At 68.4% G+C, this 15,089-nt stretch carries 6 protein-coding genes and 1 pseudogene; 2 read left to right on the top strand and 5 right to left on the bottom strand.

From position 1 onward, the window contains the following. Positions 1 to 6: 6 nt before the first annotated feature. A pseudogene (locus ABIE51_RS09135) lies at positions 7 to 4,567 on the bottom strand (DEAD/DEAH box helicase). A gap of 145 nt (positions 4,568 to 4,712) precedes the next feature. On the opposite strand from ABIE51_RS09135, the gene ABIE51_RS09130 reads away from it, so the two are divergent. Further along, positions 4,713 to 5,549 carry an NAD-dependent protein deacetylase gene (locus ABIE51_RS09130; RefSeq protein ID WP_192630479.1) on the top strand — a complete coding sequence of 279 codons (837 nt, stop codon included), beginning with the start codon at positions 4,713 to 4,715 and terminating at the stop codon, positions 5,547 to 5,549. A 213-nt stretch (positions 5,550 to 5,762) separates the two neighbouring features. Here the strand turns inward: ABIE51_RS09130 and ABIE51_RS09125 are convergent, their stop codons facing one another. After that, the gene (locus ABIE51_RS09125) at positions 5,763 to 7,202 is read right to left on the bottom strand and encodes an amino acid permease (protein WP_192630478.1); all 1,440 of its coding nucleotides are present in this window, start codon (positions 7,200 to 7,202) and stop codon (positions 5,763 to 5,765) included. Positions 7,203 to 7,377: 175 nt separating this feature from the next. Between ABIE51_RS09125 and ABIE51_RS09120 the strand changes: the two genes are divergently transcribed. Then, on the top strand, positions 7,378 to 7,935 hold the full coding sequence (locus tag ABIE51_RS09120; RefSeq protein WP_192630477.1) for a DUF2939 domain-containing protein: 558 nt from the start codon (positions 7,378 to 7,380) through the stop codon (positions 7,933 to 7,935). A gap of 2 nt (positions 7,936 to 7,937) precedes the next feature. Here ABIE51_RS09120 and ABIE51_RS09115 read toward each other — a convergent pair whose 3' ends face one another. The 3 genes from ABIE51_RS09115 to ABIE51_RS09105 form a co-directional block, all read right to left on the bottom strand. Beyond that, positions 7,938 to 8,855 carry a 5'-nucleotidase gene (locus tag ABIE51_RS09115; RefSeq protein ID WP_157029951.1) on the bottom strand — a complete coding sequence of 306 codons (918 nt, stop codon included), beginning with the start codon at positions 8,853 to 8,855 and terminating at the stop codon, positions 7,938 to 7,940. 67 nt (positions 8,856 to 8,922) lie between these two features. Next, positions 8,923 to 9,693, bottom strand: a complete 771-nt coding sequence (locus ABIE51_RS09110) for an NAD kinase (protein ID WP_192630476.1) — start codon at positions 9,691 to 9,693, stop codon at positions 8,923 to 8,925. A gap of 287 nt (positions 9,694 to 9,980) precedes the next feature. Then, positions 9,981 to 15,005, bottom strand: a complete 5,025-nt coding sequence (locus tag ABIE51_RS09105; RefSeq protein WP_192630475.1) for an NAD-glutamate dehydrogenase domain-containing protein — start codon at positions 15,003 to 15,005, stop codon at positions 9,981 to 9,983. Between the last annotated feature and the right edge of the window lie 84 nt (positions 15,006 to 15,089).

Raw genomic sequence — 15,089 nt, 5'->3', positions numbered from 1 at the left:
CGCGCATCAATGCGTCGTGCGAACCACCGGTGCCAGCGACGGCAGCGAGATCGGCGCGGTGAACCCCGCGATCGATCGCTCCGGCTCGCGCAGCAGCATGCGGCGCACCTTCGCTTCCTCGTCGTGCGGCAGTTCGGCCAGCAGGTTCACTTCGCCAGAGACGAGCGTTCCGAGCGGCGCGCCATCGCGATAGAGCACGCGTGAACCGGCCAGGCGCGGGACCTTCTCGCCGCTGACGATCGTGCCGACGAGGTTCAACGGATCGACCGCCGACACGCACACCATGGCGCCGTCCTGCGGGCGCTGGCGGATCTGGCGCATCAGGCCGATGGCCTCGGGCAGCGCGAACTGCTCGCCCGACAGGCCCGAGATGAAACGACCGCCGCGGATCTCGCCGCGCGCTTCCAGCCGGTGGTAAACACGCACCAGCTCGCGCCACGGCGGCAGCCATTGCGCCTCGCGTTCGAGCAGGCGCCAACACACCACGCCGTAGCGGCGCAGCAGGGTGCGCGCGACGTGCTCGACGTCTTCGGCGGTGTGCGCCTGCGGCGTCGAGGTGCGACGGATCAATGCCCAGCGGCCGGCGTCCTCGACACCGAACAACGCTGCACGACGGCGACGCCCGTGATTCGACGCGCTCGGCCGCTTCGATGCAGGCACGAGCAGCGCACGAAGGCCCGCGTAGCTGTCGCAATGCACGCGACCGCGCGCGACGAGTTCGGCCAGCGCGTCTTCCAGTTCCGTGCGCAGCAGGTGCGCGCCACCGACGAGTTCGTCGAAGAACGAGGCACCGTGTTCGCCGAGGTAATCGACGACCTTCTGCGCACGGGACGACAACGCTTCGTCCGCGGCCGGCGGCGGCGCCAGTCGCGTCCACACGGCGGCATCGCGACGCGGCAACAGCACGACCGGCGTCGCGCGGACCGGCGTGCTGCCCTTCGCGGCGCCGGTGTCGGCCGGGCCGGCGCGCAAACGCGTCCACAGGGTGCGGCCGGCGGTACACAGGTCGTCGAGCCAGGAGATCGAATAGTCGTTGATGCGCGCAGGCAGCAGCTCGGCTTCCCACGCGGCCGCGGGCGCTTCGAAACCCTCCAGCTGCGAGACGATACCGGCCAGCGCTTCGGGGCCGTTGACGCGCGCGCTTGGCGCGACGCGTTGCCAGTCGAACAGGAAGCGCATGAAATCGCGCGGCGCGACGGGCTCGATTTCGCGACGAAGCCGCTTGAGCGTATAGCGGTGGACGCGCGCGAGCAGATGCCTTTCGCACCACTCGTCCACGCCGATGCCGGGCGTGAAGCGCCCCTGCATCACGTAGCCCTCGTTCTGCAGACGCAGCAACGCCAGCTCGGTGTCGGACTTCGACAACGACAGATCGTCGGCGATCACCTGCGATGGCGTCGGCCCCAGTCCGGTCAGGCGCGAACGCAGCAGTTCGACCAGCGCGTCCTCGCGGTCCCACGGCTGCGCGGCGTATTCGGCCGGCGCTTCGATCGGCGGATGCATCGGGACATTCGCGAACACCGCCTGAAGCTGCGGCAGGCGTTCGGCCGCGACCCACAGGCCGTTGCCGTCGCTGCCGCGCTGGTGCACGGGCTTGTCGAGCGCGGGCGGCGCCAGCTTCGTCGCGCGATGCGCCTTGACCAGGCGTTGCAGCCAGTCGGCCCAGCCGTTCTCGCGCACCTCGCGTTCCGTGACGACGCCCAGGCCCATCAGCGCCTCGTGCATCTCGTCGGCGTTGCGCACCTGCGGCCAGCATTCCTCGCGCACGGCGTCGATGGCGTCCGCATCGAGACGGCCGAGGTCGTCGGCACTGCCGGCATCGGTGTAGCGGCGCGTCTGCACGGCCTGCGTGCGGCGCTCTTCCAGCGGCGCGTCGTCGAGAAACGCGTACGGACGCGCGTTGAGGATCTCCGCGGCGAACGGCGACGGTGCGCTGAGATCGCGCGCGACGATCTGCACTTCGCCCGACTCCATCGCGCGCAGCACGTCGAGCCAGCCGTCGATGTCCATCGCTTCGCGAAGGCAGTCGTGCAGCGTCTGCGCCACCAGCGGATGGTCGGGCACTTCGCGCTCGCCGACGAGGTTTTCCGCGCACGCGACCTGGTCGGGGAAGACCGTCGCGAGCAGGTCCTCGGACTTCATGCGCTGCAACTGCGGCGGCACCTTCTTGCCGCCGACGAAACGCGGCAGCGCGAGCGCCGTGGTCGCGACCCAGCGCCAGCGCACGCCGAACAGCGGTGCGTCGAGCAACGCCTGGATCAGCACGTGCTCGGCCGAGGCCGAATGCAGGTAACTCGCCACTTCGATCAGCGGGAAGCTGTGGCTGGTGGACAGCGACAGGATGATCGCGTCCTCGGTCGCCGCCGCCTGCAGTTCGAAATTGAACTTGCGGCAGAACCGCTTGCGCAGCGCCAGGCCCCACGCGCGGTTGATGCGGCTGCCGTAGGGCGTGTGGATGATGAGCTGCGTGCCGCCGGATTCGTCGAAGAAGCGCTCGAGCACGAGCGTGTTCTGCGTCGGCATCGCGCCCAGCGTGGCGGCGGTGCTGCCGAGGTATTCGATGATCTGGCGCGCGGCTTCGGGGGGAAGCTGGATGTCTTCGGTGAGGTGCGCGAAGGCGGCGGTGGATTCGATGTGGGCGGCGAGTCGGGACGCTTCGTGCGCACTGAAAGAGTCGGCATCGGCCGCATCGTTACCCTCCTCGTCTCGACCCTCACCCCAACCCCTCTCCCGGGGGGAGAGGGGCTCAGTCACCGGCGTCAGGCGCGCGACGACTTCCTCGCGCAGACGCGACACGGCCACGGAGAGTTCATCCGTACGCCCCGGCGCCTCGCCCAGCCAGAAGGGAATGCTCGGCGGCTGGCCCTGCGCGTCTTCCACGCGGACCTTGCCCGGCTCTACGCGCAGGATGCGATAGCTCGCATTGCCCAGCTGGAAGATGTCGCCGGCCATGCTTTCGATGGCGAAGTCTTCGTTGACCGTGCCGATGAAGACCGACTCGGGCTCCATGATCACCGAGTAATCGCCGGTGTCGGGAATCGTGCCGCCCGACATCAGCGCAGTGGTGCGCCCGCCCTTGCGGCCGCGCACGACGCGGTTCACCGCATCGCGATGCAGGTAACCGGCGCGGATGCCGCGACGCGTGGTGAAGCCGTCGGCGAGCATGCGCACGATCGCGTTGAAATCCTCGCGCTTGAGCTGCGCGTACGGCCACGCGCGACGCACCCAGTCGAACAGCGCGTCCTCGCTCCATTCCTGGCATGCCGCTTCGGCGACGATCTGCTGCGCCAGCACGTCCAGCGGCGCCTCGGGCATGATCAATGCGTCGAGTTCGCCGCGCCGCACGCCGTCGAGCAGCGCCGCGCATTCGACCAGTTCATCGCGCGTCTGCGGGAACAGCCGTCCCTTCGGCGTGCCGCCCACGTAGTGGCCGGAGCGACCCACGCGCTGCAGGAACGCCGCGATCGAACGCGGCGAACCGAGTTGGCAGAGCCAGGTCCACGTCGCCGATGTCGATGCCCAGTTCCAGCGATGCCGTCGCCACCAGCACGCGCAGTTCGCCGCGCTTGAGGCGTTGCTCGGCGTCCAGGCGCAGTTCCTTCGACAGCGAACCGTGATGCGCGGCCACCGCGTCCTTGCCGAGCTTTTCGCCCAGATGGTGCGCGGCCCGCTCGGCCATGCGGCGCGTGTTGACGAAGACGAGCGTGGTGCGGTGCTGTTCGACCAGTTCGCACACGCGCGTGTAGACCTGCTCCCACTGGTCGGACGACATCACCGCGCTGAGCGGCGTCGGCGGCAGTTCGAGCGACAGGTCGCGCTGGCGCGTGTAACCGATGTCGACGATCTCGCAGTCCGGCGTGCCGTCGGGCGCGACGTTGGCCGAGCCGACGAGGAAACGCGCGACTTCCTCGATCGGCTTCTGCGTGGCCGACAGGCCGACGCGCGTGAGGCGATGACCGCACAGCGCTTCCATGCGCTCCAGCGAGAGCGCGAGATGGCTACCCCGCTTGCTCGCAGCCACGGCGTGGATTTCGTCGACGATCACCGAACGCACCGTCGACAACATGGCGCGACCGGATTCCGAGCCGAGCAGCACGTAGAGCGATTCGGGCGTGGTGACGAGAATGTGCGGCGGCTTGCGACGGTTCGCCGCGCGCTCGGCCTGCGGCGTGTCGCCGGTGCGCACGGCGGTGCGGATCTCGACGTCGGGCAGGCCCATCGCCGCCAGTTCCTCGCGGATGCCAGCGAGCGGCGCCTCGAGGTTGATGCGGATGTCGTTGGAGAGCGCTTTCAGCGGCGAGATGTAGACGACGAAGGTTTCGTCGGGCAGCGCGGCCGCCTCGTCGAACAGGGTTCCGTTGTTCGCATGCTCCAGCCCACGGCGGACCAGCATGTCGATGGCGGTCATAAACGCCGTCAGCGTCTTGCCCGAACCCGTGGGCGCGGCGACGAGGGTGTCGCGGCCGCTGCGAATCGCCGGCCACGCCTGCATCTGGGCCGGCGTGGGCGCGGGGAAGGCCTTGGCGAACCAGGCGGCGACGGCGGGATGGAAGGCGCTCAGGGGCATGGGATCGATGGTGCGGGAGGCGTGTCTCAGGTTGTGAGACGACGATCGGCCAGAGGTTCAGGTCGACCGGCCTTGGGACGGCAGGAACGAGCGCGTTCAGGCTCGCGGGGCTTGGGCCTTCTCCCCTCGCCCATAAGATGGAGGCATGTCCGCCCTGCCCAACCCCACCGACTCGCCGGCCGAAGCGCTGCGCGAATGGCTCGCCCCGTTCCGGCGCGTCTTCGTGCTGACCGGCGCCGGCTGCAGCACGAACTCCGGCATCCCCGACTACCGCGACGCGGACGGCCAGTGGAAGCGCACCCCGCCCGTCACCTATCAGGCCTTCACGGGCGATGCGCGCGTGAACGCCCGCTACTGGGCGCGGAGTTTCATCGGCTGGCCGCGCATCGACGACGCCAAGCCCAACGGCGTGCATCTCGCGCTGGCCGACTGGGAATCGCGCAGCGGCGTCTCGATGCTGCTGACGCAGAACGTCGATGGCCTGCACCAGCGCGCCGGCAGCCGCCACGTGATCGACCTGCACGGCCGGCTCGACGGCGTCGTCTGCCTGCAATGCCGGACCGAATCGCCCCGCGCGGCATTGCAGGCGCGGCTCGCCGAGGCGAATCCCGATTGGGTCCATCTCGATGCGACCACCGCGCCGGACGGCGACGCGGACCTCGACGGACACGATTTCACCCGCTTCACCGTGCCGGCCTGCGAGGCCTGCGGCGGGATGCTCAAACCCGACGTGGTGTTCTTCGGCGAGAACGTGCCGAAGGATCGCGCGGTGCGCGCCGGCGAGGCGCTTAAGGCGTCCGACGCGATGCTCGTCGTGGGTTCGTCGCTGATGGTCTATTCGGGCTTCCGCTTCGCGCGGATGGCGCACGAGACCGGCATTCCGCTGGCGATCCTCAACCGCGGGCGCACGCGCGCGGACGAGCTGGCGGCGTTGAAGATCGAAGAGGAAGCCGGGGCGGTGCTTTCGGCGGCGCTGGGGTAGTCGGGCGCCGCCCGCGTTTCCCGGTTTTTGATGTCATTCCCGCGTAGGCGGGAATCCATGGTTCCGACGTCCCACGTTTTCCGGATGAGTTGATGCCGCTGACGGATGGATTCCCGCCTTCGCGGGAATGACAGCTGAAAAACAACGGGAATGACGCTTGAAAAGAAAAGGCGCCCTGCGGCGCCTTTTCTTCGTCAACAGGAGGGAACGTCCTCAGACGTTCTGCCCCTTCGCCAGCAGGCTCGCACGCCGGCTGTAGAGCACGTACACGATCACGCCCACCACGTTCCACACCAGGAACCACTTCTGCGTGGTGTGCGGCAGGCTCCAGAACAGGTACAGGCAGCCGAAGATCGCCAGCGGGCCGACGACCCATGCCATCGGCGTGCGGAACACGCGCGGGCGGTTCGGATCGCGCTTGCGCAGCACCAGCATGCACACCGACACCGCGATGAACGCCACCAGCGTGCCGGCGTTGGCCAGCGCGGCGATTTCGTCCAGCCGTGCCACGCCCGCCAGCGCGGCGACCAGCACCGCGGTGAACAGCGTGATCGCCACCGGCGTGCCGGTGCGCGGGTTCACCTTCGACAGGCTGCGCGGCAGCAGGCCGTCGCGCGACATCACGAAGAAGATGCGGCTCTGGCCGTAGAAGAACGCCAGCAGCACCGTCGGCAGCGCGATCACCGCCACGATGCCGATCACCAGCGCGGCCTGCGGATGACCCAGCTCGCGCATGATCAGCGCCAGCGGCTCGGCGCTCTTGCCGAACACGGTGAAGCTCATCGCACCCACCGCGGCGAGCGCGACCAGCACGTAGATCAGCGTGCAGCCGACCATCGAACCGATGATGCCGATCGACAAATCGCGGCCCGGGTTCTTGGTCTCTTCGGCGGCTGTGGAAATCGCATCGAAGCCGTAGAAGGCGAAGAAGATGATCGCCGCCGCGGCCATGACGCCGCGCTCCACGCCTTCGGCATCGATCGACTTCGGGAAGCCGTACGGCATGAACGGCGTGAGGTTGGCCGAATCGAACGCCGGCAGCGCGACGACGATGAACACGGCGAGTGCGATCAGCTTGAACACCACCAGGATCGCGTTGAGCGTCGCACTCTCGCGCGTGCCGGCGATGAGCATGCCGGCGACGAGGAAGGTGATGACGATCGCCGGCAGGTTGATCACGCCGCCGGCGTGCGGGCCGGCCATGAGCGCCGTGGGCAGCATGACGTTCCACCCTGTCTGCGTGTGCACCCATTGCAGGAAGCCGGCGAAATAGCCGGACCAGCCCACCGCGACCGTGCTCACCACCAGCGAGTATTCGAGGATCAGGCTCCAGCCGACGATCCACGCGATCGCCTCGCCCAGCACGGTGTAGCTGTAGGTGTAGGCGCTGCCGGCGGCCGGCATCATCGTGGACATCTCGGCGTACGCCAGCGCCGCGCAGGCGCAGACCACGCCGGCGACGATGAAGGACAGCAGCACCGCAGGGCCCGCCTTGTCGGCGCCCACGCCGATCAGCGTGTAGATGCCGGTGCCGACGATCGCGCCGATGCCCAGCGCGACCAGGTGCGGCCAGCCCAGGGTGGGCACCAGCCGCCGCCCTTCCTCATGGACGGTGAGCTTGTCGATGTCCTTGCGCCGGAGCCATGACTGCATGGAAAACCTCGTTCGAGCGGGCTGTGAAGGCGCACATACTGAGCCATCGCCCCGCCGGATGCGATGTGCACTGCAGCTTGCGCGCCGGCCGCCCGATGCGGCACGGCATCCGCCTTCATCGCGCCGGCGACCCGGGCGCCCTACCATCGCCGTTCCTCCGACCGGTTCGTCGCCGATGAAAAAGTGGATCGCCCTCCTCGTCCTCGTCCTGCTGGCGCTGGCCGGCTGGATCGCCGCCGGCCCGTTCCTGACCATCAACGCGATCCGCGAGGCTGTCGCCGAGGAAGACACCGCCGCGCTGGCAAAGCACGTCGATTTCGTCGCGGTGCGGCGCAGCCTTCGGGCGCAGGTCGAGGACACGCTCGCGCGCAAGGCGGGCGTCGACGCGCAGAACAACCCGCTGGGCGCGTTTGCGTTGGGATTGGCGAACCAGGCCGCGGGCGGGATCGTCGATGCGCTCGCCACGCCGGCCGGCATCGGCGCGGTTCTGCAGGGGCGCGGCCTGCTGCATCGGCTGAGCGGCGGCGGTGTCGATCCCAACGACGGGCTCGCCCATGTCCCGCCACCCGATCCCCTGCGCGATGCGAGCTACCGCTTCGAATCGCCGTCGCGCTTCAGCGCCACCGTGCGCAATGCGGACGGGGATCCGGTGGTGTTCGTGCTTACGCGCGAGGGGTTCAAGTGGACGCTGACGGACATCCAGCTGCCGTTGCAGGCGCTGATCGGGCCCTAGCGTTACTTCACGACCAGCGGATTGGCCACGCCGTGCGGCACGTGCCCGGCGGCGACGTGGTCGCGGGCCGACAGGATGTTGTGCTCGGAATCGTCGAAGAAGATGTCTGCGCCGAACGCCTCCAGGAACGGCCCCTTCGAGCGGCCGCCAAGGAACAGCGCCTCGTCCAGCCGGATGTCCCACTCGCGCAGCGTGCGGATCACGCGTTCGTGCGCGGGGATCGAACGCGCGGTGACCAGCGCGGTGCGGATCGGCGAGGCCTGCCCGGTCGGGAACGCCTGCTGCAGCCGATGCAGCGCATCGAGGAACCCGCGGAACGGCCCGCCCGACAGCGCCTGTGCGGCATGGCTGCGCTCGTGTTCGGTGAACGCGGCCAGGCCGCCCTCGCGCGAGACGCGCTCGCCTTCGTCGTCGAAGATCACCGCGTCGCCGTCGAACGCGATGCGCAGCTGGTCGTGGCGTTGCTGCGGCGCGCGGGCCGGCAGCAGCGTCGCCGCGGCCACGCCGGCGGCCAGCGCGCTGCGTACGTCCTCGGCGTTGGCCGACAGGAACAGGTCGGCGTTGAACGGGCGGATGTACGGATACGGCGGCGCGCCGTTGCTGAAGGCGGCGCGCTTGATCGCCAGCCCGTAATGCGCGATCGAGTTGAAGATGCGCAGCCCGCTGTCGGCCGAATTGCGCGAGATCAGGATCACCTCGACGCGTGGCGCTTCCGGCGGCGCACCGTCGTTGAGCGCGAGCAGCTTGCGCACCAGCGGGAAGGCGATGCCGGGCGTGAGCAGGTCGTCCTCGTGCGAACGCTGGAAATCGGCATAGGCGTCGATGCCCTCGCGCTCGAACAGCGCGTGGCTCTCTTCCATGTCGAACAGGGTTCGCGAGGAAATCGCGACGATCAGCGGATCGGCATCACGGTCGGGCATGGGGCGATTATGCCGCAGCGCCGTCGCGCGGATTGCGACCGACGCGGCCCTTCCTGCGCGCTGTCCGCTAGGCGACGAACTGCTCCGCCAGCATGCGCTCTTCCAGGTTGTGCTCGGGATCGAACAGCAGCGTGACGGTCCGGTCGTGCGATTCGCGGATCGTGACTTCCACCACGTCGCGGACTTCGTGCGAATCGGCCGTGGCGCTGACCGGGCGCTTGTAGGGATCGAGCACGTGGAAGCGCACTTCGGTATCGGCCTTGAGTACGGCGCCACGCCAGCGGCGCGGGCGGAACGCGGCGATGGGCGTTAGCGCGACGACGTTCGCGCCCAGCGGCAGGATCGGCCCGTGCGCGGAGAAGTTGTAGGCGGTGCTGCCGGCGGGCGTGGCGACCATCACGCCGTCGCAGATGAGTTCGTCCAGCCGGGTCTGACCGTTGAGGTCGATGCGCAGGTGCGCGGCCTGTCGCGTCTGGCGCAGCAGCGAGACCTCGTTGTAGGCCAGCGAGCCGACCGTCGCACCGGATTCGGTCTGGGCGACCATCTCCAGCGGCCGCAGCACCGCGGGCTCGGCGGCGTGCAGGCGTCCGAGCAGGCCGTCGCCGTCGTGCTGATTCATGAGGAAGCCGACGGTCCCCAGCTTCATCCCGTACACCGGTTTGCCCAGGCCGCCATAGCGATGCAGCGTGGCGAGCATGAAGCCGTCGCCGCCCAGCGGGACGAGGATGTCCGCGTCTTCCGGCGCGTGCTGGCCGTGCATGGCGGTGAGGGTTTCGAGGGCGCGCTGGGCGCCATCGGCGTGGCTGGCGAGGAAGGCGATGCGGGGCGTCGCGGTCATCGGCGGCTCCGGGGTCGAGGGAGGCAGCATAACCGGTGGCGCGTGGTCGTCGCGCTGGCAGGTTGGGCCGCTTCGTTGCAGGGACGTTGATGTCCCCGACCCCGGATGAGCGCTGCGACCGGCGAGGCCGCTGGTCAAGCGGGAAGAGTCGCTGGATTCCCGCCTTCGCGGGAATGACGTGAGGGAGCGGTTCGGGCGTGCCGATCCGGTGTGGCGCCGCGCCTAGCAACAAAGAAAAAAAGCCCGGCCGAAGCCGGGCTTTTCCTCAACACGCGAACCGCGAAGGCTTACGCCCCGGCCGCAGCGACCTGCGCCAAACGACGCACCGCCACCGACAGCGTCGGGTAGTCCAGCGCCTTCTGGTTATGCAGGTCGGCGAACATCGCCAGCGTGAAGCGCAGCGACGAGTCGTCGCGCTTGAGCCACGCGTCGACCTTCTGCTCGACCGGCTTCTTGCCCCCGTCGGCAAGGATCTGCGAGACCAGCGAACGGGCCTGCGTGGCCAGTTCGTCGCGCAGCGCGCCGCGGGCGAGCGCCTGCCAGCGGCCGTCGACCGGCAGCTGTTCGACCTGCTCGTACAGCCACGGCAGGCTCAGCGCCTGGCCCAGCGAGAAGTACGCCTTCGCCACTTCCACCGGCGAGATCTTGCGGGCGAGCGAGATCTCCACGATGTCGCAGCCGAACTCCAGCAGCGGCAGCGCGGCGAGTTGTTCGGCGAGCTTCGCCGGCACGCCCTTGCCCTTCCAGTCGTTCATGCGCGCCTCAAACGCGTCGCGGCGCATGCCCGACAGCACCGTCGGCAGCGACGCGCGGACGGCGTTGAGGCCATCGCTGTAGCGCGCCATCGCGGCGGTGATCTCCGGCATCTTGCCCGGACGCGACAGCAGCCAGCGCGACATCGAGCGGAGCAGGTGCCAGATGACCTGCAGTGCATCGACCTGCACCGACTCCGGCACCTTGCCGTCGAGCGCGTCGATCTGCGCCCACAGGTCGCGCGCGTCCACCGCCTCGCGGGCGATGGTGTAGGCCTCGGCGACCTCGGCCGGCGTGCGGCCGGTGTCCTCGGTCATGCGCAGGGTGAAGGTCGCGCCCATGCGGTTGACCATCGAGTTGGTCACCGCCGTGGCGATGATCTCGCGCTTCAGGCGATGGCCTTCCATCGCCTTGGCGTACTTGGCCTGCAGCGGCTGCGGGAAGTAGCGCACCAGTTCCTTCGACAGGTACGGGTCTTCCGGCACGTCGGAGTCCAGCAACTGCTGGAACAGCACGATCTTGCTGTACGACAGCAGCACCGCCAGTTCCGGACGCGTCAGGCCTTGGCCACGCGACTTGCGCTCGGCGATCTCGGCATCGGACGGCAGGAATTCGATCTGGCGATCGAGCAGGCCCTGCGATTCCAGCGTGCGGATGAAGTGCTGCTTGGAGCCCAGGCGGTGCACGCTCATCCGCTCCATCAGGCTCAGCGCCTGGTTCTGGCGGTAGTTGTCGGTGAGCACCAGCTGCGCGACCTCGTCGGTCATCTGCGCGAGCAGCTTGTTGCGCTCGGGCAGCATCAGCTTCTTCTTCTGCACCTCGCCGTTGAGCAGGATCTTGATGTTCACCTCATGGTCGGAGGTGTCCACGCCGGCGGAGTTGTCGATGAAGTCGGTGTTGAGCAGCACGCCATGCTGCGCGGCCTCGATGCGGCCCAGCTGGGTCATGCCGAGGTTGCCGCCCTCGCCCACCACCTTGCAGCGCAGCTCGCGACCGTTGACGCGCAGCGCGTTGTTGGCGCGGTCGCCGACGTCGGCATTGGTCTCGCTCGTCGCCTTCACGTAGGTGCCGATGCCGCCGTTCCACAGCAGGTCGACCGGCGCCTTGAGGATCGCGCTGAGCAGTTCCGCCGGGCTCATCGCCGAGACGGTCGGGTCGATGCCCAGCGCCGTCTTCGCTTCGGCGGTGAGCGGGATCGACTTGGCCGAACGCGGGTAGATGCCGCCGCCCTTGCTGATCAGCGAACGGTCGTAATCGTCCCAGCTCGAACGCGGCAGCTTGAACATGCGCGCGCGTTCCTTGAACGTCGACGCGGCATCCGGGTTCGGGTCGATGAAGATGTGGCGGTGGTCGAACGCGGCGACCAGGCGGATGTGCTTGCTCAGCAGCATGCCGTTGCCGAACACGTCGCCGGACATGTCGCCCACGCCGACGACGGTGAAGTCTTCCTTCTGGCTGTCGCGCCCCATCGCGCGGAAGTGGCGCTTGACCGACTCCCACGCGCCGCGCGCGGTGATGCCCATGCCCTTGTGGTCGTAGCCGACCGAGCCGCCCGAGGCGAACGCGTCGTCGAGCCAGAAGCCGTGCGCGCGCGCGATGCCGTTGGCGATGTCGGAGAACGTCGCCGTGCCCTTGTCGGCGGCGACGACCAGGTACGGATCGTCGCCGTCGTGGCGCACGACGTTCTCCGGCGGAACGACCTTGCCGCCGGCGAGGTTGTCGGTGATGTCCAGCAGGCCGTTGATGAAGCGCTTGTAGCAGGCCACGCCTTCGTTGAACCACGCATCGCGGTTCACGGCCGGATCCGGCAGCTGCTTGGCGATGAAGCCGCCCTTCGAACCGACGGGCACGATGACGGTGTTCTTCACCATCTGCGCCTTCACCAGGCCGAGCACTTCGGTCCGGAAATCCTCGCGGCGATCCGACCAGCGCAGGCCGCCACGCGCCACCGGGCCGAAGCGCAGGTGCACGCCTTCCACGCGCGGGCCGTAGACGAAGATCTCGCGGTACGGGCGCGGCTTCGGCAGGTCCGGCACCTTCGAGGAATCGAACTTGAAGCTGATGTAGTCGGCCGGGCCGCCGTCGGCGCGCAGGCCGTCCTTGTACTGGATGTAGTAGCTGGTGCGCAGCGTGGCGTCGATCACGCCGATGAAGCTGCGCAGGATGCGGTCCTCGTCCAGGCTGGCGACGCGATCGAACAGGCCCTTCAGCGCTTCGCGCGTGGCTTCGATCTGCGCTTCGCGCTTGCCGGCGCGAGCCTCGAGCATCGGCCCCAGCGCAGCGAGCGTGGCTTCATCGCCACCGGCCAGCACCGAAAGCTGCGCGCGGAACGCTTCCACGCCGGCCTTGATCTGCGCCTTGGATTCACTGCCGGTGATCGGATCGAACTTGGCTTCGAACAGCTCCACCAGCAGGCGCGCGAGCAGCGGGTAACGGTTGAGCGTCTCTTCCACGTAGCTCTGCGAGAACGGCACGCCGACCTGCAGCAGGTACTTGCAGTAGCCGCGCAGCATCGCGACCTGGCGCCACGACAGGTTGCCGGTGAGGATCAGTCGGTTGAAGCCGTCGTTCTCGGCATTGCCGCGCCAGATCTGCGCGAAGGCTTCCTCGAAGTTCTCGTCGAGGCTGGACACGTCGAGGTTCGGGTTCGAGGTCTCGACCTCGAAATCCTGCACGAACAGCGTCTGGCCGTTCGCGTTGAGGCGGTAGGGGTGCTCGGAGATCACCCGCAGGCCCATGTTTTCCATCATCGGCAGCGCATCCGACAGCGGGATGTCGTCGTTCTGGCGATAGAACTTGAAGCGCAGGCCGCCGTCGCCGTTGTGCGCGCGGTACAGGCTCAGGCGCAGGTCGTCCGGACCGCTGAGCGCGGCCAGGTGCTCGACGTCGTCGGCAGCCACGTCGGCGCTGACGTCCTCGATGTAGCCCGCCGGCAGCGCGCGCCCGTAGGTGCTGGCGAGCGTGAGGCCGCGCTGTTCGCCGTGGCGCACGACCAGGCGCTCGCGCAGATCGTCCTGCCAGTTGCGCACGAGCTTGGACAGCTCGGCTTCGATCTTCGCGCTGTCGGTTTCGATCGCCTCGCCCGTCTTCGGACGCACGATCAGGTGCACCTGCGCCAGCGGCGACTCGCCGCCCAGCGTGACCGATGAATCGACATGTTCGCCGTGCAGTTCGCGCTTGAGCATCGATTCGATGCGCAGGCGGACGTCGGTGTTGAAGCGGTCGCGCGGGATGTAGACCAGCACCGAGAAGAAACGGCCGTAGCGGTCGCGACGCAGGAACAGCTTGCTGCGCACGCGCTCCTGCAGGCCGAGGATGCCGGTGGCCGTGCGCAGCAGTTCCTCTTCGCTCGACTGGAACATCTCGTCGCGCGGCAGCGACTCCAGGATGTGGCGCAGCGCCTTGCCGCTGTGGCTGTCGGGCTTCAGGCCCGACTGCTGCATCACGTAGTTGTGGCGCTGGCGCACCAGCGGGATGTCCCACGGGCGGCGGTTGTAGGCGCTGGAGGTGTACAGGCCGAGGAAGCGCTCCTCGCGGATCGGCTTGCCCTTCGCGTCGAAGGTCAGCACGCCGATGTAATCCATGTAGCCCGGACGATGCACCGTCGCGCGCGAGTTGGTCTTGGTGAGGATCAGCGCGTCCACCGCGCCCGACTGCGGCATGTAGTGCGCGGCGAGCGAGGTCAGAAGGCGCGGCTTGCCCACGTCCTTTCCGCGCAGCAGGCCCATGCCGCTGGACTTGACCGCGCTGAGCACTTCCTCGCCGCCCTTCTGGACGACTTCGTACTCGCGGTAACCGAGGAAGGTGAAGTGGTTGTCGGCGGCCCAGCGCAGGAACTCCTGCGCCTCGCGCTTGCCGGCTTCGTCGACCGGCAGGTTCCGCTGGCCGAGTTCGTCGGCTACGGCGAGCATCTTCGCCTTCATCTGCGGCCAGTCGCGCACCGAGGCGCGTACGTCGGCCAGCACGGCTTCGAGCGCCTTCTGGATCTTCGGCATCGCCTCGGCCGGCTGGCGGTCGATTTCCAGGTGCATCAGCGATTCGGGCTGGCCCTCGCCGACGGACAGGATCTTGCCGGTCTTGTCGCGATCGAACGGCACCACCGGATGGCCCAGCACGTGCACGCCGATGCCCTGCTCGGCCAGCGCCATCGTCACCGAGTCGACGAGGAACGGCATGTCGTCATTGGCGATCTGGATGACGGTGTGCGTCGATTCCCAGCCCTCGCCCTTCAGCGTCGGGTTGAACATGCGCACCAGCGCCGCACCCGGCTTGCGCGCGCGGGCGAAATCGAGGAAGTCGGTGGCCAGTTCGGCCCAGCCCTGCGCGTCGTGCTGCGGCAGCTCGTCGCTGCTCATGCGCTTGTAGAAGGCGTTGATGAACGCTTCTCCTTCGGCATGGCGCGACTTGGGCAGCTGCTTGCGCATCGCCTCGACGATGGGCTCGAGCGAAACGGTGTCGTCCTTCTGGACGTCGCGGGCGGCGCTCTTCTTCGACGGAGCGCGTTTGGCCGTCTCGACCTTGGCGGCGGGTTTGGCGGAAGCGTTACGTTTGGTGCTCATGGCAACGAAAGTTCCAATGAAAGAAGGCCCACGCTTTCACGTGGGCCGGGGGATACGGTTCAGTACGGGCGGTTCGCGGACACG

Origin of the sequence: Lysobacter sp. OAE881 (genome assembly GCF_040546665.1) — a bacterium.
GTDB lineage: Bacteria > Pseudomonadota > Gammaproteobacteria > Xanthomonadales > Xanthomonadaceae > Lysobacter_J > Lysobacter_J soli.
The sequence above is the reverse complement of the archived record's forward strand: the minus strand, read 5'-3'. Positions and strand labels throughout refer to the sequence as shown.